This window comes from Prochlorococcus sp. MIT2304 (assembly GCF_059772405.1).
The window spans coordinates 116944-134886 of the sequence record NZ_CM186286.1 but is presented as its reverse complement, the minus strand read 5'-3'; the positions used below and the strand labels follow the sequence as shown (position 1 = coordinate 134886).

The 17943-nt window shown below is 31.6% G+C and carries 23 protein-coding genes and 1 other RNA gene; 11 read left to right on the top strand and 13 right to left on the bottom strand.

Annotation, left to right across the window (positions count from 1 at the left end):
- Positions 1-434 precede the first annotated feature (434 nt).
- Positions 435-698, top strand: a complete 264-nt coding sequence (locus tag AC6EIY_RS00690) for a DUF8674 family protein (RefSeq protein ID WP_498507042.1) — start codon at positions 435-437, stop codon at positions 696-698.
- Positions 699-751: 53 nt separating this feature from the next.
- Here the strand turns inward: AC6EIY_RS00690 and AC6EIY_RS00685 are convergent, their stop codons facing one another.
- From AC6EIY_RS00685 to AC6EIY_RS00670, 4 genes are all read right to left on the bottom strand, one after another.
- Positions 752-1087 (bottom strand): hypothetical protein, encoded by a 336-nt coding sequence (locus AC6EIY_RS00685; protein ID WP_498507041.1) that lies wholly within the window; start codon positions 1085-1087, stop codon positions 752-754.
- Between the two features lie 130 nt (positions 1088-1217).
- On the bottom strand, positions 1218-1421 hold the full coding sequence (locus AC6EIY_RS00680; RefSeq protein ID WP_498507040.1) for a hypothetical protein: 204 nt from the start codon (positions 1419-1421) through the stop codon (positions 1218-1220).
- A 439-nt stretch (positions 1422-1860) separates the two neighbouring features.
- Entirely contained in the window at positions 1861-2709 is an 849-nt protein-coding gene (locus AC6EIY_RS00675; protein WP_498507039.1) for a hypothetical protein, read from the bottom strand.
- Between the two features lie 710 nt (positions 2710-3419).
- Positions 3420-3695, bottom strand: coding sequence for a DUF1651 domain-containing protein (locus tag AC6EIY_RS00670; RefSeq protein WP_498507038.1), 276 nt, complete (start codon positions 3693-3695; stop codon positions 3420-3422).
- A 150-nt stretch (positions 3696-3845) separates the two neighbouring features.
- Between AC6EIY_RS00670 and AC6EIY_RS00665 the strand changes: the two genes are divergently transcribed.
- The 4 genes from AC6EIY_RS00665 to AC6EIY_RS00650 all read left to right on the top strand — a co-directional run bounded on the left by AC6EIY_RS00665 (position 3846) and on the right by AC6EIY_RS00650 (position 6156).
- On the top strand, positions 3846-4037 hold the full coding sequence (locus AC6EIY_RS00665; protein WP_498507037.1) for a hypothetical protein: 192 nt from the start codon (positions 3846-3848) through the stop codon (positions 4035-4037).
- 222 nt (positions 4038-4259) lie between these two features.
- Entirely contained in the window at positions 4260-4661 is a 402-nt protein-coding gene (locus AC6EIY_RS00660) for a DUF1824 family protein (protein WP_498507036.1), read from the top strand.
- A 229-nt stretch (positions 4662-4890) separates the two neighbouring features.
- Positions 4891-5346 (top strand): hypothetical protein, encoded by a 456-nt coding sequence (locus AC6EIY_RS00655; protein WP_498507035.1) that lies wholly within the window; start codon positions 4891-4893, stop codon positions 5344-5346.
- A gap of 633 nt (positions 5347-5979) precedes the next feature.
- The gene (locus tag AC6EIY_RS00650) at positions 5980-6156 is read left to right on the top strand and encodes a hypothetical protein (protein WP_498507034.1); all 177 of its coding nucleotides are present in this window, start codon (positions 5980-5982) and stop codon (positions 6154-6156) included.
- A 146-nt stretch (positions 6157-6302) separates the two neighbouring features.
- Here the strand turns inward: AC6EIY_RS00650 and AC6EIY_RS00645 are convergent, their stop codons facing one another.
- The 4 genes from AC6EIY_RS00645 to AC6EIY_RS00630 form a co-directional block, all read right to left on the bottom strand.
- Entirely contained in the window at positions 6303-6461 is a 159-nt protein-coding gene (locus AC6EIY_RS00645; protein ID WP_498507033.1) for a hypothetical protein, read from the bottom strand.
- 167 nt (positions 6462-6628) lie between these two features.
- A complete protein-coding gene (locus AC6EIY_RS00640; RefSeq protein ID WP_498462511.1) occupies positions 6629-6775 on the bottom strand; it encodes a hypothetical protein in 147 nt (48 codons plus the stop codon).
- Between the two features lie 89 nt (positions 6776-6864).
- Positions 6865-7044, bottom strand: coding sequence for a DUF8633 family putative protein (locus tag AC6EIY_RS00635; RefSeq protein WP_498507032.1), 180 nt, complete (start codon positions 7042-7044; stop codon positions 6865-6867).
- A gap of 637 nt (positions 7045-7681) precedes the next feature.
- Positions 7682-7816: a hypothetical protein gene (locus tag AC6EIY_RS00630; protein ID WP_498507031.1), complete on the bottom strand. Its 135-nt coding sequence runs from the start codon at positions 7814-7816 to the stop codon at positions 7682-7684.
- A gap of 188 nt (positions 7817-8004) precedes the next feature.
- Here AC6EIY_RS00630 and AC6EIY_RS00625 point away from each other — a divergent pair, with 188 nt between their 5' ends.
- Together AC6EIY_RS00625 and AC6EIY_RS00620 are read left to right on the top strand one after the other, a co-directional pair.
- Positions 8005-8217: a hypothetical protein gene (locus AC6EIY_RS00625; RefSeq protein ID WP_498507029.1), complete on the top strand. Its 213-nt coding sequence runs from the start codon at positions 8005-8007 to the stop codon at positions 8215-8217.
- A 314-nt stretch (positions 8218-8531) separates the two neighbouring features.
- Positions 8532-8882: a hypothetical protein gene (locus tag AC6EIY_RS00620; protein WP_498507027.1), complete on the top strand. Its 351-nt coding sequence runs from the start codon at positions 8532-8534 to the stop codon at positions 8880-8882.
- A 489-nt stretch (positions 8883-9371) separates the two neighbouring features.
- Here AC6EIY_RS00620 and ssrS read toward each other — a convergent pair.
- Positions 9372-9553, bottom strand: a non-coding RNA gene (ssrS, locus tag AC6EIY_RS00615) — 6S RNA.
- Between the two features lie 21 nt (positions 9554-9574).
- Positions 9575-10720, bottom strand: coding sequence for a 5-(carboxyamino)imidazole ribonucleotide synthase (locus AC6EIY_RS00610; protein ID WP_498507026.1), 1146 nt, complete (start codon positions 10718-10720; stop codon positions 9575-9577).
- A 290-nt stretch (positions 10721-11010) separates the two neighbouring features.
- On the opposite strand from AC6EIY_RS00610, the gene aroB reads away from it, so the two are divergent.
- Complete coding sequence (gene aroB / locus AC6EIY_RS00605; RefSeq protein ID WP_498507024.1) at positions 11011-12117, top strand: 3-dehydroquinate synthase; 1107 nt, start codon at positions 11011-11013, stop codon at positions 12115-12117.
- Here the strand turns inward: aroB and AC6EIY_RS00600 are convergent.
- A complete protein-coding gene (locus AC6EIY_RS00600) occupies positions 12110-13312 on the bottom strand; it encodes a class I SAM-dependent methyltransferase (RefSeq protein ID WP_498507023.1) in 1203 nt (400 codons plus the stop codon). The two genes, aroB and AC6EIY_RS00600, sit on opposite strands and share 8 nt — an antisense overlap.
- A gap of 86 nt (positions 13313-13398) precedes the next feature.
- Here AC6EIY_RS00600 and AC6EIY_RS00595 point away from each other — a divergent pair, with 86 nt between their 5' ends.
- The gene (locus tag AC6EIY_RS00595; RefSeq protein ID WP_498508246.1) at positions 13399-14151 is read left to right on the top strand and encodes a TPM domain-containing protein; all 753 of its coding nucleotides are present in this window, start codon (positions 13399-13401) and stop codon (positions 14149-14151) included.
- Positions 14152-14185: 34 nt separating this feature from the next.
- Here AC6EIY_RS00595 and AC6EIY_RS00590 read toward each other — a convergent pair whose 3' ends face one another.
- Complete coding sequence (locus AC6EIY_RS00590) at positions 14186-15028, bottom strand: TIGR04168 family protein (RefSeq protein WP_498508245.1); 843 nt, start codon at positions 15026-15028, stop codon at positions 14186-14188.
- 62 nt (positions 15029-15090) lie between these two features.
- On the opposite strand from AC6EIY_RS00590, the gene nadA reads away from it, so the two are divergent.
- Both nadA and AC6EIY_RS00580 read left to right on the top strand, forming a co-directional pair.
- On the top strand, positions 15091-16062 hold the full coding sequence (nadA, locus tag AC6EIY_RS00585; protein WP_498508244.1) for a quinolinate synthase NadA: 972 nt from the start codon (positions 15091-15093) through the stop codon (positions 16060-16062).
- Between the two features lie 8 nt (positions 16063-16070).
- Complete coding sequence (locus tag AC6EIY_RS00580; protein WP_498507022.1) at positions 16071-16619, top strand: DUF1543 domain-containing protein; 549 nt, start codon at positions 16071-16073, stop codon at positions 16617-16619.
- Positions 16620-16625: 6 nt separating this feature from the next.
- On the opposite strand, the gene AC6EIY_RS00575 is transcribed toward AC6EIY_RS00580, so the two are convergent.
- Entirely contained in the window at positions 16626-17930 is a 1305-nt protein-coding gene (locus AC6EIY_RS00575) for a S41 family peptidase (protein WP_498507021.1), read from the bottom strand.
- Between the last annotated feature and the right edge of the window lie 13 nt (positions 17931-17943).

Here is a 17943-nt window from a genome sequence, read left to right as displayed (position 1 = left end):
GGTATTAGGTATATCAATTGAGGAAAACTTGATTGCCATTAATTAATTTGATATTATAAATTGTAATGATTTCATAGAAAAAACTTTTTAAGCCAAAAAAATAATAAAAATAGATCATCTTTCAACCATAGGGATTTTTATAAATTGATATCAGACAAAGATTTAATTATATGACCAAAGAGAAAACTATAATCAATAGTTATTTCGAGAGTTTCAGCAGTTCATTATGTTTAAAAAAATAATAAAAATTATTTAAAATTATTGATAAAATTTGGCCGATTTAAAAAAGAAATGAAAACAGGAAGGTACTTTAAAGAATGCAGAGATCAACAAAAATCACACATAAATCAAATCAATGGATTAGAAAGTAATCATATTAGTTCTTCTAAGGATCACCCAAAAAGTTTTTTTTATAAGAAATCTTAAATATAAACATGACAACAACAACTCGCCCAAAATCAAACTCATCTAATCTCCTTGAAGAAGCATTAAATCAGCCTCCCATTGGAGAAACAGCTAATTTCGCATGGAATGCAACTCCACTAGGAATTGCAGCGATTTACAAAGGAATTTCCCCTTCAAAACCTCCATATGAGCAAGCAATTAAAGAAGGGGAGGAATTATCTATGGATTTAAGTCGTGAAGAGCGAGAATTTCATCTCACCCAAAAAGGACTTGCACTTATTTTCTATTCTTAGAAGTAAACCAAAAAATTTATCAAATCATAGCTAAAAATATTGTATTCAAAATTTTAGTTATCTTCTACTGATGAGTCTATGACCCATTCTTCAGGCAATCCAAGCAGAACAAGAGCTTTATCCTCCCAATCTGTATCTATTGACCAATCGTAAGGGACTTCAAAAGACAACTTTATCTCATTTTTATTTTTGATATATGTTTTACTTTTAGGGAAAGCTTTGTTAGCAATATTATTTTCATATCTATATAAATCGTCTGGATTAACGTATTCAACATAACCTAAGCCTTTTATATTCTCTTCAAAATTGAGTTTCAGTCTTACATTAAAGCAATGAGCCTCATCCCAGTCAGAATAGTGGGAGAAATATTTATCCCAAGAATTTGTCATTCAATAAATAAAGACTACGAACTAGAATACTAGATAAAAACAGATCTGCAGCAGAAATAAAAAAGAGAACTATTAAATATATAAAGAACTTGAATTAGTCAAAATAGATATAAACAAATTTGAAACTTTTTTAATTGGTGAAGGTGAGAAAATTAAAATCATTGAGTACCCAAGTACCTAAAGTAAGCAGACCAAATCCAGCAATGAACATCATCAATGCAACAACCTTGTAGCGAGTAGCCTCGGAACCTCGTCTTAACAAAAAGGTCTCAGCAGCAAAAGAAGTGGTTTGAGGAACGGTTTTTTGTACTTTGTTTTTTTGTGATGAAAACATTTTTTGATATATCCTTCTTACAAATTAATAGAATTTTGCTTCGACCGCGAAGAATATCTGAACTAAAAATAAGTGCAAGGCAATAAAAATAGGTGATGGGTTAAAAAAACAAACGTAAAGACATAGATAAATTCGTCAACAAAAAACCAAGTACACTTATAATGAAACAACTAAAAGAAGTATCGAAATCAAATGCTGTAAAAGAAAAAAATATTATTTAACAAAAAAAAGATAAGAGTAATGAAAAGGCAAAAGATTCATTTATTTAAATCAATTGTACAATTTTTTAAAAATTTAAGAGAAGACGATTTTCATCCAATCAAAGGACTTAATATAAAAATAAAAGAGAATAGATAACTTGTTCAGCGAGAAAAAAGGTAAATTTAAAAATAAATGAGAATAAAAAACATATATTGGTGATGTTTTTAAGTTATTACTACTATATATTTAGAAAGTTATTATTTAATGTTTTCAAATGATCATCGGAAAGAATCTTTGTTTCAATTATTGGATAGATCATATTCTGTTTATAAATTAATAATATATCTTTCACTACGCTGTTAGCAAAGTCTAACGATTCTAAGAATTCAGTAGAACAATATACTCCTTTCCATGGCCTGTACTTAAATCGTGCTAAAAATTGCCTTGAAGGAAATAAAATACTCCCAAAAAGCTTAATATTTGAATTCTTAGAATTATTTTTCATACTATTATTAAGAGTATTTGTTAAAATTTTAATTCTGTTTTGTAGAAGGTTGTGATCTGTGCCAAATTGGATCCAGACAGAGCCTACTAAACCGGACTCAAGTTTCTTTTCCAGTCTAATAATCTCTTCTTCAAACAAAAAGGTAGGCAAATAAGGATTAAATGCTACTCCAATAGATAGGCCTTTAGTATGAGATACGGGATTGTCCTTGAGAAAGGTTAAAGCTGAAACAGAATCTAAAGTGGACCTTTTTTGAGAACCAGATACAAGAAGTACTTCCTTACAGCCCAAATATCTCACAATTTGCAGGAATTTAATAAACGAATTTTGAGTATTTTGTCTATTTCTTCTGAATTCATGAAGAATACTAAAATGAGGGACAATATCAACATTCGAAAACTCTTCTTTTGCTATTTTAATTGACTTTAATAGAAAATCTTTTTTTAAATTGTTTTTACAGGGTATATTAATTTTATAAAGATTGTTTTTTTGATAAAAAGACAAAATCCCACGAAGTTCATCAAATGATTTAAAAGATATTTCTGTCCTTATATTCTTCAACTTAAATAAATTATCATTCATTTGCTGTACATTCAAATAGATTGTTTTATATAATCTAACATGATTATTAAAAAAAGAGGATTAAATCTGGATTGAGTAGGAAGTGTATATATAAGTTGTATCTAATTAGTTTAAATATTATAGACAGCTTTTTAAACATTTAAACTCATCTAAAGAGCTAGCATGGATATCATTGAAAAGTGAGTTTAGTAGTCATAGCAAACACCTATCATAGTCAAAATTTGTAGGGAACTATAAATGTAAAGAAAAATACTTGAATTTAAATCCCGAAAGGGAATGGTAAATTTTTGATCATTTAATAAATCAAAAAAAATAGTTACTTAAAAATTAATAGTGGTTTTCTTCATTTATCAATAAAATTTGAAAGATCTTAATTATTTATCTATTTTTGTTGATTGGTTTATTAAATAATTCTTGATTATTCTCAGAAAAACGTTGATTGGCGTCTTTTACCAATAAAACAGACAAATCCTTTACATTATAAATAAAATTCTTTTGATTAAGGTAAATTTTATTTATTAATTCCTTAATTTCTAAATTAAATGTTGAATTAGATAACAAAATGATTGATGTCCAAGAAGAAATTACAGCTAAAAATATGATACATAGCTTGAAAAGTTTATTGAGCGTATATAGCAATTTTTAACCCCATAAAGTAACCGAATTGATGATATCTAGTAAACAGAAGAATGCAAAATCTTAATTTTGTTTCATGCTGTCTTAGTCGTTTTGAAATCAAATTCAACCCAATTGGAATCAATCAATTGCTGCCAAGTCTTTTGAGAGTCCTGTTTTGTGACCTTTCTTCTGCTTTTAAACTTCATAGGTTTTCCGTTTGGAACAACTCCCCACATATCTATAGTGAAATCTGTAGTATTCACTTCCTTTTCATTTGATCCCTTTTTAAAATCAAAATGAATAGCCCATTTATTGTGAGGATCTATAAGCCAACCAATAGGAGCTTCTAAGTTTTCTACTTTTGCCATCAAAAAATAAAGTCTTATTTGTGTTTTTAAATAAAAAAATAGGTTTCGTCAAGTCTCAGAATCTAAAGTGAAGATGAAGAAATAAAAAAATAAATATTTAAAAAGGTTGAAAAAATAGATATAATAATTTCATAGAATCAACATAATAAGATGTCATCCGAAGCTGGCAGCACGCAATGTAGAGGTTTGATAGAAGCCAAAGAAAGCCTTATAAAAGCCATGAACTCTCTTGGAGCAATAGAAAAGACAGAGCACATACAACAAACATTGCGTGATATCTATAATGAATTGGAAATACTCCATGAATCCAGAAGGAGAAAAGAATCAAACAATCTAAATTGAATATGTGGATATATAGATTCCAATAATTAATTGAAGAATATCCTAAATAAAAGAATTTATATTTTTTATTTAGATATAATAATTTGTGGATTGTAGACTTGATACTGTTAATAAATTTAATTAGAAATACCCTGAATTAAATAAACATAAAATTAGTATTAACCAATTAAATAATAGCAAATGTGAGATATAGCTGATAAAATAGCTAAAATTTAAATGTAAATGTCAAATCTAGATCTTAAAATATGCAAATTAGAAGATCTTGATAAATTGAGATCAGCCCCTACATTAAATAAAAAACAATCAACAATACTTCTTAATGAACTTAGGAATCTTGTTAATAAATCAGATTGGATAACTATCGGAATTATGGCACCTTCCTTACAAAAAGGCCTTAATGCAATTAGAAGGTTAGAAAAAAAATTTAAATACAAAGCGATGAAATGCATCACATTGCCAAGTTCTGAGGGCCCAGTCTTCTTAAAAGCGAATCAAAAAACAGGTGAAATTCACGCAAGAATTGAATATGGATTGGGAGAAGGGATATTAATTAGCTGTCAAAATTATGATAATTCATTAAGTTCAAAAACTACTGGTCCCTTTCCATTAAATTTCTTTGAATAAAAAATTATAATTAATAAATCAGAATATAATATGAACACCTCAAAGAATTGAATCTAGAAATAAACAAAAATAGATTCGTGACAAAAGAAATGCTATTGTAATAAGGATAATACAAATTAATTTTTTAATACATTACAAAACACAAAAATCAATGATAAGTAAATGAAGCAAATGTTTACGCACTTAAAACCTATTAGAGAAGATTTAATAGAGTCTTTTTTTAGTATAAATGGATAAAGAAAGAGTAAAATTCTATCAGTCTGGGGATGGCTCTTATTTTTATTCCGCTGATGATGCCTCCAAATGGGATCTTCTTGATAGGGTTGGTCAACTAAATCTACTACACGTATTAAAAAAAGAATGGGAACCTGAGGAAACAAGTCAAAGTAAATTAAGGAAAGTACTTCAAGAAATAAATATCGATGAGTTCGAGGATTTCATGGCAGATATACTAGGAATATGTGAGTCATTCGAAGAAATGGTATATGAATTTGAAGGCAATATAAATCTAAGTCCTGAATATTTAGAAAGGTTTTACCCAGAAGAAAAAGAAAGTCTAGAAAAGTTAAAGAAGCAGATAAAAGAACACAAAGAATGGAAAGAAAAGCATCAAGCTTCATATCCATTTCTAACTAGAAAACTATTAGAGAAGTATGAAAAAGACAATAACGAAAATACTTCTTAACTGTTTATAAATAGATAAGCCACTCTTGAATAAGAACTGGCAAGTTAATCTTTATATTGCATTACAGGATTAATTTACTACTTTAATATAATCTAACAACTCATTAAATAACCATCACCTGTGAAATAATGTTAGCTAAGATTTTGCATTTAATAAGTCACTGTATTTCATATATTTACTCTTTAATATTAACTTCAAAAACTCATTTATATATTTAAGCTTTATGGCAAAGGTATTGAACTAATAAGACAGTATTCAAAACACTTAATTAAACATAATAGTTGATAATTAATATCTCTTTAAGAAGCTTGATCTTGATTTCAATCATTTCAGGATGAATTTAGAAAATCGGGCTTTGTTGAAAATTCAATTAAATCTCGATAACCGCAAAAAATCTGATACAACAACAAGAACTTAGACGAAAAATCACAATCAAGTGATTTTACCTACACGATCAGCAAAAAAATCTATTATAGTCTTTACAAATGTTTACACAAATTCTTCCCTCTTAACTCGTCGGACATCTTATGTGATTAATTGCACCTTCTTTCCTGCAAGCAAATTCATCCTTGAAAGGATTTTTTTAGGCAAGATTTCAATTTTAATCCCAAAGCATCAAATTTACATAAAACAATGACTTCTACCAATCCAAAATCTACAAATTTGATTAACAGAGAAGATGTAAATGAAATGATCGAGAACGCCATTAGAAGGCATAACAGAAGATCTACTATCATTTCAGCAATACTAGGTTGGATACTTATTGGCGGATATTCATTTGGCTTGTTTCACGTAGTTCAGAACATCTAATCAAATACAAGTATCCTAATCCATTAGTAATAATTTCATTTAACTAGTTAATCAAATTGTTATGCGTATTATTAAAGATTTGATAATGGTAATTTTGGTTAATATCTAGCTAAAAAAACATAGGAATAGTAATTTGAAGTTAATTCTTAACCAGTACGACTCCATTTGTCTTGATAAGGTAATTGATAATCTTCCTTACTCATCGGGATCCAACTCCAATCTGTGCATATAGATATCTGATAACCAATTACGTACAAAGCAAGAATTGCATTAAATAAATTGATATGCGAAATAGGTGTATCCATAGTCTGATAATTTGTCGTTTAATTGTAGCTATAATAATTCTAAAATTGAACTCCCAATCAAAAAAGTGGCCATTAATGTATAAATTAGTATGGGTTAATAATTAACTATTTAAAAATCCAAATATATTTAATTAACATTAGAAATTCAATATTTCAGAAATAAGTATTTACTTACTATTAATAATTGGAACTGTAGGATGATCATATGGATCATCATTCAAAATAGGTGCACATACTTGACGACAAGACTTACCCTGCTCATCCTCAATACAAACTTCTAAACATTCAAAATATCTGTCTTGTGCCGTTTTCATATTTTTTTTAATCAGAAGTATCTAAATATACTATTGAACAATTAAATTTGCGAATATATTAACAAAACTTTTTTAGGTAAATGCACTTATCAACGGTCTTTTAAGTGAAATAATATCTCTGAAGATCTTTTATTAGCATCACATGCTAATGCACATTCTGTTAATTCCTTATTAGCAAGAAGTTGAATGATTCTAGTCATATCAACAGAAGATAATTCTCCATCAGGACTCCATTTAAGAGTGGTTTTTCTTTGAATGGGTTTAGTCATGTCACTCAAATGAAACTAAGTTACAATTAGCATAATTTTTAAAAATCTAAATTTTTTTTAGATTATCTTTATTTTTTAAAAAATAAAAACTAAATATCAATATTTAGTCTATCAATATATATATATAATTATTTTTAATAAATTTGATAAAAGGCTAGATGAATTTTATTTGAAAAGTATTAACTATTATTTTCAGGTATATCAGTTTAGCAAAAAAGGTCTACTAAATATTTGATTGGCAATTGGTATGTAAGATAAAGAGTTAACTGGATGATGAAGAAGTGAATTTAGGTATATCAGATTTTTCACTCTGATAGTTATGCGTTTTTATTTTCAAGTCTTTGATAAAGAACTTTGCAAATTGCTGAGTTTCTTTTTTTGGCATCGAAGATAAACTAAATGTTTTATAAACTAAAGTCAAGATTTAGTTTTTTATAAGATAGCTAAAAGAATTGAATTCCGTGTGTGAAAACCGAACAGAGCTATATTGAAGGTTTGATTTATTTTTCACATCTAAGGTTTATTGATTTCTTCTAAACCCGTACATAGATAAAAAAAATAAATTAAGAGCGAGAAAAATATCACACATAAAATTAAAATCCGTCTAATAAAAAATATTTAAACTTATCGTTAACATTTAGTTAGTCGATCTTGTCCAATTTTTCCTAGCCTTAGTTTTTTTATCGCCTCTAAGTACAAAAAGCATTAGCAGTGGACCAATTCCCATCAATGGTACGACGAGATTCATTGCATAGTTATGGGTTTCTTCCATTTTAAAAATATTGATAATTATAAATTCTAGTAAAATTTTAAAATGTGTTAATGCGTAGAAATCCTCATTAAGGTTAATGAGCCATTTAAATACAGTGCAATAATTTTTGATTTTAAAAATGAAATGATATTCCTGCTTTTTCTATTTTTCGTAGATAGAATAAGAGGACTGATTTTTGCGTAATAGAAATGAGCTTTAATTCTTTTAATATTAACTATTTATCTCCTACAGGATTAATTGGTTTTTGGATCTTATTCATAGGATTAATCTTTACAGGTGTTTTGTTCTATTTCGTCTTCTTTAGGCTTAATGAAGATAAAGATTCATACAAGGATAAGGAAAGGAAAAAACTAGAAATAGAAAATCAAAAACAAAAGATAGCTAGGCTTTATCCTAAATAAAACACTATCAATTTAAATATATTAGGCCATAAAGTTTAGCTCTGAATAATCAAAATAGATTAATATTTAGCTAAAAAATGCATAATTAACTTCTAAATTTTTGATCTCTTTTTAATAGGCCCTAAGACGTAAATCTTATGAAAAGTCAAAAAGAGCTCAAAAGATGAGAAATAAGTTTTTAAAGCAGACTGATCAAGCTTCTATTACATCTCGTTTTTCTTCTGAAGATTTTGGTTTTTTGGGCTAATAAAAAGAGATAATAGGATGATAAAAGTAAGGCTTCTAATTAATGGGAGGCTATTTTAATCAAATCTATGGCTTCGAATCAAGGAAACACTGGTATTGGTATGAATGAAAAATCCCCATTTTCATCAACTGAGAAGCAGGTTCCCGCAGCTTTAACAATGATGGTCGACTCAATGACTAGCATGGTAGAAAGAGCAAAAATTGATTTAGAGAATGCTGATCAACGAGCTAGAGCCGATCTAGAAAACATAGATCAAAGGGCAAGAAAAGACGTTGCGCTTCTCGATCAAAGAGCAAGAGAAGATATACAAAAAGTTGATCAAAAAGCCAGAAGAGATCTTGCCATTCTTGATAAAAGGGCACGAGAAGATCATGAGTTACTTAGAAAGGTTCGCCAAGCTAAAGGACTGGCCTCTTGATAACAATTGTTCATATTCTCCAAAACGCAATACATAACACAAAATATTTTTGTGTATTTGATTAATTTTTTACTAATAATATTTGGATTAGGTCAGGGGAATAAAGCCTAGCTTTAATTGAATAAAAAAGCTTTGGACAAGATTTTTAAATAGACATGACGCTGCTGTTCTTAAATCATCCTTCCAAATTTGGATACAACCAATCGCATTAATTCATTACTACATAAAAAATCAATCTACTTAAAAAAACAGAAGGAGCAAAACATCAGATAAAGCCCAATCTATCAAAGAAAAAAGTAACTCATGCTTGAGAATGATTTATTTGTTTAGCGATAAGTCCCTTAATTATCACATCACATAAATCTGTTGATTGATTCACCTAATGGAAGTAAATGCTTAATAGTGCAAATGGATCTGCAATTATGTAGAGCAAACTCGATATCTCAACTCAAGGAAAACTACGAAGGCAACTATGGAAGTTGATAAGGAGTTAGTACCGCTTTGCCGTAAAGCCCAAGAAGCATCGACCTGGAAGAACCAGAGGGGGAATCAAAGTGAAGCTTCGTTTCCAGAACCAGCTGGTATACGTTGCTTTCACGACAGCGTCCCCAAATCGAAAGAGAGTCAGATCAGAGCACTTTAGAAGGCTTTTACCAACAAAGCAGTACTAAAACAATCTAAACCAAATCTCATCAAGAAGTAGGCCATATTGACCTTATGGTTTTTAAAACATCTAATGCTTCTTTTTTTCTAGACATGGCATCTTTATGATTCAAGAGATAAGTAACGTGTCCAAGCTTCCTTCCTTTTTTTTCTTCTTCTTTTTCATACCAATGAAGATTCACACCAGGAATAGCCCTTAAATTATCCAACCTCTGAGCGAGTGTTATGGGATAGTTAGCTTGCAAACCAAGCAAGTTTGCCATTAAGGCGCCATTAACAAGCATTTCAGGCGTAGGCACATCAATACCAGAAGTGACGCATATTTGCTGATCAAACTGGCTGCTAGTACAAGCATCTATCGAGAAATGACCTGAGTTATGAGTCCTGGGAGCTATTTCATTTACAAGTAATCCTTCAGATCCATAGAAAAATTCAATAGCAATAACTCCAACATAATCCAACTCAGCCAACAAGGAAGATACGATGTTTTTTACCATAAGATCAACGTCATGATTTATATCTGCTGGAGCCAAGACCCAGTCACATACTTGTTTAGATTGGTATGTCTCTACGATTGGCAAACTTCTAACAATTCCCTTTGAATCCCTACTGGAAACAATTGATAATTCTTTATCGAAAGAGACCCATTTTTCTAACATCCATTGCTCCTCCCTTTGAACCAGAAAAAATTCTTGAAGTTGTTTTAAATTTTTAATAATTTTAGTTCCTTTCCCGTCATATCCGCCTTTGGCAGCTTTTGCCATCAATGGAAATTCCCAATCAGAAGGAATTTCAAGCTTCGATGATTTTTCCAAAGGTATAGGCAACCAATCAGGGCAGGGAATATCAAGACTGTTTAAAAACTCTCTTTGAGTTATTTTGTTAATCAAAGGTTTTATTGATTGAAGCCTGGGGACAAAAGAAACTCCATTATTTTGAAGAGAAAGTAAGCTTGGTATATCAATCCACTCATTTTCAAAAGTAATCAAGCGAGTCTTTTCCGCAAGAAGTTTTGTACCCTCTGCATTAGTAGGATTAAGAAGAACTACTTGGTTTGTCTTTTTGGCAGCAGGATCAGTTTTAGCTGCCGTCTGAACAACGACATCAACATCTCTTTTTTTTCCAGCCTCAACAAGAAGCATTGCCAACTGTCCTCCACCCACAACCCCAATCATTAGTTCAAAACCTCATTTTTAAAGCTTTGTGCACTTGCAGACAAACATCAAAAATTTCGTACTAACAAAAACAAATAAGTACGAATTTTGATTTTAATAAAAACATCCTTTATTAACAACCTAAAGAATATTCCACTGTGTGATTATTATGATCCTGAAATAAATACTTAACGCATACGAACATATATCATTGGTTTATGAGTTATGTTCATCAACTATAAAGTTACTTCCACTTTTGGTGGTTTAGCCTAAACAAGTCATTAAAAAAAGAATCTTACATCTTTACAATTGTGAATAAAGACAACCTCCATATAAAAGTCTCTTTAACCAGCAATCCATACGAGATAGTGATTGGGGAAAATAGCCTTGAATGTTTAGGAGATGAGCTGCGTAAAATTGGTTTTAATGATGGACTAAAAATATTAGTCGTTTCTAATAAGGAAGTCTCAGATCATTATGGTGATTGTGTAATAAAAAGTCTGATTAAAAATAAATTCAAACCAAGACTTCTAATATTAAAAGCAGGCGAAGAGCAAAAAAATCAACTTTCTATAGATTTAATCCACGATGCGGCTTATGAAGCGAGGTTAGAGAGAGGATCATTAATGATTGCGCTTGGAGGTGGTGTAATTGGAGACATGACTGGATTTGCCGCTGCAACTTGGTTGCGTGGAATACATGTAGTCCAAATCCCAACAACTTTACTTGCTATGGTTGATGCATCAATTGGCGGTAAAACAGGCATAAATCATTCAAAAGGTAAAAATCTTATTGGTGCTTTTCATCAACCTAAATTAGTGTTGATAGACCCCAAGACATTATTTACTCTCCCAGCCAGAGAATTCAAAGCAGGTATGGCCGAAATAATAAAGTACGGAATCATATCAGACCTAGAACTATTCGAACTTCTTGAAAAGGAAGATAATATATCTGATCTTTCAAGAATAAATGAGAGGCTGCTAATAGAGATAATTAAGCGTTCTGCAAAATCCAAGGCAGAAATTGTTGTAAAAGATGAAAAGGAAAGTGGAGTTAGAGCATTCTTAAATTATGGACATACATTTGGCCACGTAATAGAAAATCTATGTGGTTATGGGAAATGGCTTCATGGTGAGGCTGTAGCAATGGGGATGGTTGCTGTGGGTCAACTAGCGCTTCAAAGGGGACTATGGGAAAAGATTGACGCAAACAGGCAAAAAAGATTAATAGAGAAAGTAGGTTTACCAACAAAGTGGCCTGGGCTTGAACTAGAAAGTGTTCTAAGTTCACTTAAGGGAGACAAAAAAGTCAAAAACGGCAAAGTGAGTTTCGTTATGCCCTTAAAAATTGGAGAAGTAAGTTTATTTAACGATATCTCTAACCAAGAAATACATGAATGCTTGCAAAATCTTAGTTAATTGGCTCTTCAAGAAAACGATTGCTTAAAACCAGATCATAACTATTCTCCTTTTGGAAAGCTAACCACCTAAATTCCCCCAGTCCCGTTGGATCAACGAGCCTCAACAATGACTCCCTTCGATTTAAAGCGGCCGATAAATCTTGACTACTTATATTTTGAAGAGAAAAAAGAAATTTTGAAAGTCCTAATGCCAATAAAGCCTGTCCCTGCCTAGTCTCACCCATAAACTTCCATCCGTTAGTCATGGCATAATTAATAGTTGATTCAATACATAAATGAGCTGTTAAATCACTGAAACCAGGGTCTTTCAAAATATCTGAATTGGCTTTTTGATTCCTGTAAGAAATAAGAGTACCGTCCTTTCTCATTGGGCTGTAATATCGCCTCGATTCCATCGCATAATCGACAACTAATAAAGAGCCATTCATTAATATCTTAGATAATTTTCCAAACAAAATTGGCAAATCACAATGCCATTCAGTAATCCATCTGTCACAAATACCCTTTGGTGGAAAATCAATGTTTAAAAGACTTTTCGAATTCTGCAAGAATTTCATAATTTCTGAAGTCGGACTGAGGTCAACAAACTCCAAAAAATATTCATCATTTACTTTTCTCAAAGAAACTCCTTGTCTAAATACATTATTTTCGGTAAAGACTAATCTCTCTACTGGTAAAGCATCTAAAAACTCATTTGCAATAACTACACCTGTCACTGGCCTTAAAATAAGATCTTCTATGTTGCTCCACCGAAAATTAATCCCCTCTAAGTTATTAACTACTTTTTCTTGTCGTTTTTTCATACCTAAATTTAACTCAATTAAAACAAGCTCAATTCTACTGATTAAAGCAGGTGAAATTTCTGCAATAGCGACTATTAAATCTCTTGATAAAGTTCCCTCTCCTGGTCCAATCTCAACAAGAGAAAGTAATTCGGATTTAGTTCCTGATTTTTCTAAATCTAAAAACCAATCAACAATTTGAATAGCTAATAAACGTGCAAAATCATTACCCAAAGATGGTGAAGTGCAAAAATCTCCATCCCTTCCAATATTTAATCTCCCAGTTGAATAAAATCCATTTTCAGGATCATTTAAAACTAAATCCATATACTTGTGGAAACTTATTGAGCCACCACAATCAACAATCCTTTCGATCAACCACTTTGGGCATCTCGCAGTCGGGTCAATCATGATGGAGAATAGGTTTAAAGAGAATTAAGCACATGCTAAAAAAATCATTTAAGAAGGTCATAATTTTCTGCTTGGGGCTAGTGATTATGTTTTCAATGGGAGAAAGAACATTTGCTTACGATAATCCTGAACTCTTACCAAAAGAACAAACACCAATAATCGATCTTGCTAAAGCTCTTAGTCAGAAACAAAGATTAGACTTAGAAACCTCACTTAATACTTATGAACAAGAAACTGGCTGGAAAATAAGGGTTTTGTCGCAATTTGAACAAACTCCTGGTTTGGCTGTCAAAGACTATTGGGATCTTGATGAGACAAGCTTACTCATAATTGCCGACCCAAGAGGAGGGAATTTGCTTAGTTTTAATGTTGGAGATGCATATTTTGCCCTAATGCCAAGAATTTTCTGGGTGGAATTACAAACAAGATTTGGAAACCAATTTTATGTAAGAGATAACGGTGAGGATGGTGCAATCTTAGCTTCAATCAAAGCAGTAGAAACCTGCTTAGATCGTGGTGGTTGCGAAGTGGTACCTGGCTTACCTCAGGAACAATGGCAATGGACATTATTAACCTCTCTCTTGGGTGGAATTATTGCAGGTTTTGCTGCCTCACCAAGAAAAGCTGATGAATCATTTTCAATAGGCTGGCTATTGCTCCTCTCTCCTCTTTGGATAATGCTATTTGGAATTTTTGGTATTGCTCCTGTCGTAACAAGAACTAATGATGTTTTGCCATTAATGAGAAATATTTTGGGATTTATAGGTTCTGCTGTAGGTGCTTATTTGATTGCAGAAAAAAAATTTAAGGACCCTGATTTAAATGAGCAAATTAAATGAAACTCGTTCAGACATAATTTAAATTAAATCAATACTAATTGTTTTGATTCAATAAAATCTCTTTATAGGCTAATGATGCATCATTCCTGAACCATCTATGGGATGCATGCATCAGCTTTCCGTTCGAGAACTCAACCCAAGAGAAATGACATAAATTTTCTCCTGCAGAATCAATACCTCTTCTGGGAACACAAGCGGCATTTAAATATGATGTCCCCCATAGATCTTGAGTAAAAGTTTTTCTTGTACGATTTCCCCCAATTCTTAATTGATGATGCGTATGACCGAAAACGACTAATTCTGGGACCCTAAATTTACGAATTTGATCTATTGCGATACCAAGATCTTTATCTCCCCAATCCATTGATGGCAATTTCCAATCTCTGCCACAAAGGCTTGATGACTCTGACCCAAGCCCAACTGGTCCTGAGTGAGCAAGTATTAATAAAGGGAAATCTAATGGTGCAGACTTGGCAGCAGTAACAATCCTAAAGACAGATTCATCAAGGCTTACCTCCCCGAACACAGACTTGACTTCTTGTGTTAAGAAAAAACCACCACCGCCACTGCAAGGTCTGGCGCCAACGACTGACAACTCATTTAATTTCCATTTAGACAATTTCCAGGCACAATTCTTATCACCTAACAAATCCAGTTGTGCTTTTAAAATTTCGCCAGACCCGTCTTTCCCTCTATCGTGATTTCCAAGTATTACTGATGTGGGAATAGAAATTTTACTTATTGCCCTAACAATTCTTAAATCACCATCTGATAAGTCGCCAACAAATAAAACCCCATCAGGATTTAACGCCAAAAGCAAATCCAGATCATCCTGACTCCATGACCCATGCAAATCCCCAGCGATAGCAATTCGGATATCTGACAGATTATTTAGGAAATTAACCTCTATACTGCCCCAACACGTTCATTTGGAAACTAATTACCACTGTTTCCTATTACAAGACTGATACATCAGTCTCAAATACAAGCAATAATCTCATTGATGAGATCAATTTTTTGCGTAAAAAAAGAAATGCAATAATTCTTGCTCATTATTATCAAGAGCCTGAGATACAAGACATAGCTGATTTCATTGGAGATTCTCTTGAGTTATCCAGAAAAGCCTCGGAGACGAATGCCGACGTAATTGTTTTTTGTGGCGTTCATTTCATGGCTGAAACAGCAAAAATCTTATGTCCAGATAAAACTGTTCTTCTTCCTGACTTTGATGCTGGGTGCACACTTGCAGACGACTGCCAGCCAAATGACTTCCAGAAATTCTTAGATAAACATCCAAATCATTTTGCGATTAGTTACATAAATTGCAGCGCAGCGGTAAAAGCAAAAAGCGATTTAATTTGTACAAGTAGTAACGCTGTTGATCTTGTAAAACAATTACCCAAAGATTTACCAATTTTATTCTCCCCAGACAGGAATCTTGGTAGATGGGTTGAACGTCAAAGTGGCCGAAAGTTAACCTTATGGCCTGGGAGATGTCTTGTTCATGAAACTTTCAACGAAGAATCTCTTTTAAAGTTAAAAATAAAGAACCCAACAGCAGAAGTACTTGCCCACCCAGAATGTCAGGAGAACCTATTAGATTTGGCAGATTTCATAGGTTCAACAAGCAAATTACTGAATTACTCTAAAGAGAGCGAGAATGATAAATTTATCGTTCTCACTGAGCCAGGAATAATTCATCAAATGAGATTAACAGACCCTTTAAAGACCTACATAGAAGTACCTGGACTAGATGGGTGTAGTTGCAATGAATGTCCATACATGAGAATGAATACCTTAGAAAAAGTATTAAATTGTCTAAAAGAAATGAAACCAGAATTACACATGGACGAACAAATCAGATCAATGGCCTACAAGCCACTGAAAAAGATGTTGGATATGAGTAATTAAATTAACTTATGAATTTATCCCTTTTTATTGTTGTATTAGGGGGAAGATGCTTAAAAAGTAATATAGAAATACACGATGTAAGGTGGGTTCTAGGTGAAACAATAGAGGATACATTTCCTGAGCTTAGAAAACAATGGCTAGGGAAGAGAAGCGGACTTCACATTGATAGTTATAAGTGTGTTAAATATGTTGATGGATATGAAATAATCATATCTAAATCCAATAAAGATAGTTTAATTCCTAAACGAATTGAAGATTTTTCACTTTGGTTTGTTAATTTAGGTGGATACAATCCAAAAAAGATGTATGAGGAACACGAATTCAATTTAATTGTCGCAAAAAAAGCTATTGAGGCAAAAAGAAAAGCCAAAAAAATTTGGTTGTCAAATTTAGATTTAAAACATAATGATAATTACTCCGGTATAAATTATTTAGAAAAAGTTGACGATTTACATCCTATAAAAATAAAGAATTGGGAAATAAATTTAATCCCAGATCCAGAAAAAAGAAGTGAAAAGCTTATTCCAGATTGGTATGGATACAAAAGAATTGATTAGTTTTAGCTATTTTTTCAGGGCGAATCCTAAATTAGATTTTAATGGATTATAAGAATTTTTATTACCTTCAAACTTATACTTTTTAAGTAATATACCCTCAGCTGCAACATATTGACTATCTTTTAAAGTTCCTAGATCTGAATTTGTTAATCTATTTTTATCATTCAACAAAAGATCTACTCTAATATCAGGTTCTATTCCATTTTTATTAATATCTTTACCACTTGGTGTTAAATATTTAGCGACTGTAACTGTTAGACCAGAGCCATCAGATAGAGATCTGACAGACTGAACTAGTCCCTTACCAAAAGTCTTCTTCCCAACCAATACTCCTCTTTTGTTATCTTTAATTGCTCCAGAGAGAATCTCGCTAGCACTCGCAGATCCTTCATCGATTAAAACTACCACTGGTCTTTTAGTTAGAGCTCTACTTTCTGCTTTTCTAATATCAGTAATACCATCTTTTGTTTTAGTACTAACAATAATTCCTGTGTTTATCCATTGTCTAGCTATTTCAATGCTTGCCTCAAGTAAACCACCAGGGTTACTTCTAAGATCTAATACATAACCAAAAGGTTGTTGTTTTTCTAATTTATTAATCGATAAACTCATTTCTTTTGGTGATTTTGCATTAAATTGTTTCAACCTTAGATAACCAATTTTTGCACCAATAACTGTATTGTTAATTCGACTATCAACCACATTAATTTCAATTCTATCTCTTATTAATGAGACATTTAATAACTCTTCATCTCTAATAATACCTAGTTCAACTTTAGTTCCTTTTTTACCTCGAATAAGTTTAACGGTACTATCTATACTCAGACCTTTGATTGGATTACCGTCTATAGATACAATTATGTCATTTGGTTTTATTCCTGCTTGAAAAGCTGGAGTTCCCTCTATTGGTGAGACAACAACAATTTGATTAGTAACTTCATCTAGAGAAATTTGAATACCTACTCCCATCAACTCACCAGTTGTATCTATTCTCATTTCATTGAATTCTTTAGGATCTAAAAATCTTGTATAAGGATCATCTAATCCCTTCAACATATCTTTTATTGCAATATATGCATCTTCATTATCAAAATATTTAGTTGTTAGTATTTCCTTTCTTAATTTAATCCAATCTTCTGGATTATATTTTCCTGAATAGTCCAAAAAGTCGCGATATATAATTTGCCATACCTGATCAATAACCTCCTTTGGATTATTAGTAATCAAAGTAGAAGAATTAGACTGGAAGGAAAAAGATGGCGAAGGGGAAATAGCTATTAATAAAAATATTTTTAAAAACCTATTAAACATAATTATCAAATAA

Coding starts and splice junctions, on each gene's coding strand:
- AC6EIY_RS00690 (WP_498507042.1), top strand. CDS start 435: ATGACAACAACAACTCGCCCAAAATCAAACTCATCTAATCTCCTTGAA.
- AC6EIY_RS00685 (WP_498507041.1), bottom strand. CDS start 1,087: ATGACAAATTCTTGGGATAAATATTTCTCCCACTATTCTGACTGGGAT.
- AC6EIY_RS00680 (WP_498507040.1), bottom strand. CDS start 1,421: ATGTTTTCATCACAAAAAAACAAAGTACAAAAAACCGTTCCTCAAACC.
- AC6EIY_RS00675 (WP_498507039.1), bottom strand. CDS start 2,709: ATGAATGATAATTTATTTAAGTTGAAGAATATAAGGACAGAAATATCT.
- AC6EIY_RS00670 (WP_498507038.1), bottom strand. CDS start 3,695: ATGGCAAAAGTAGAAAACTTAGAAGCTCCTATTGGTTGGCTTATAGAT.
- AC6EIY_RS00665 (WP_498507037.1), top strand. CDS start 3,846: ATGTCATCCGAAGCTGGCAGCACGCAATGTAGAGGTTTGATAGAAGCC.
- AC6EIY_RS00660 (WP_498507036.1), top strand. CDS start 4,260: ATGTCAAATCTAGATCTTAAAATATGCAAATTAGAAGATCTTGATAAA.
- AC6EIY_RS00655 (WP_498507035.1), top strand. CDS start 4,891: ATGGATAAAGAAAGAGTAAAATTCTATCAGTCTGGGGATGGCTCTTAT.
- AC6EIY_RS00650 (WP_498507034.1), top strand. CDS start 5,980: ATGACTTCTACCAATCCAAAATCTACAAATTTGATTAACAGAGAAGAT.
- AC6EIY_RS00645 (WP_498507033.1), bottom strand. CDS start 6,461: ATGGATACACCTATTTCGCATATCAATTTATTTAATGCAATTCTTGCT.
- AC6EIY_RS00640 (WP_498462511.1), bottom strand. CDS start 6,775: ATGAAAACGGCACAAGACAGATATTTTGAATGTTTAGAAGTTTGTATT.
- AC6EIY_RS00635 (WP_498507032.1), bottom strand. CDS start 7,044: ATGACTAAACCCATTCAAAGAAAAACCACTCTTAAATGGAGTCCTGAT.
- AC6EIY_RS00630 (WP_498507031.1), bottom strand. CDS start 7,816: ATGGAAGAAACCCATAACTATGCAATGAATCTCGTCGTACCATTGATG.
- AC6EIY_RS00625 (WP_498507029.1), top strand. CDS start 8,005: ATGAGCTTTAATTCTTTTAATATTAACTATTTATCTCCTACAGGATTA.
- AC6EIY_RS00620 (WP_498507027.1), top strand. CDS start 8,532: ATGGCTTCGAATCAAGGAAACACTGGTATTGGTATGAATGAAAAATCC.
- AC6EIY_RS00610 (WP_498507026.1), bottom strand. CDS start 10,720: ATGATTGGGGTTGTGGGTGGAGGACAGTTGGCAATGCTTCTTGTTGAG.
- AC6EIY_RS00600 (WP_498507023.1), bottom strand. CDS start 13,312: ATGATTGACCCGACTGCGAGATGCCCAAAGTGGTTGATCGAAAGGATT.
- AC6EIY_RS00595 (WP_498508246.1), top strand. CDS start 13,399: ATGTTTTCAATGGGAGAAAGAACATTTGCTTACGATAATCCTGAACTC.
- AC6EIY_RS00580 (WP_498507022.1), top strand. CDS start 16,071: ATGAATTTATCCCTTTTTATTGTTGTATTAGGGGGAAGATGCTTAAAA.
- AC6EIY_RS00575 (WP_498507021.1), bottom strand. CDS start 17,930: ATGTTTAATAGGTTTTTAAAAATATTTTTATTAATAGCTATTTCCCCT.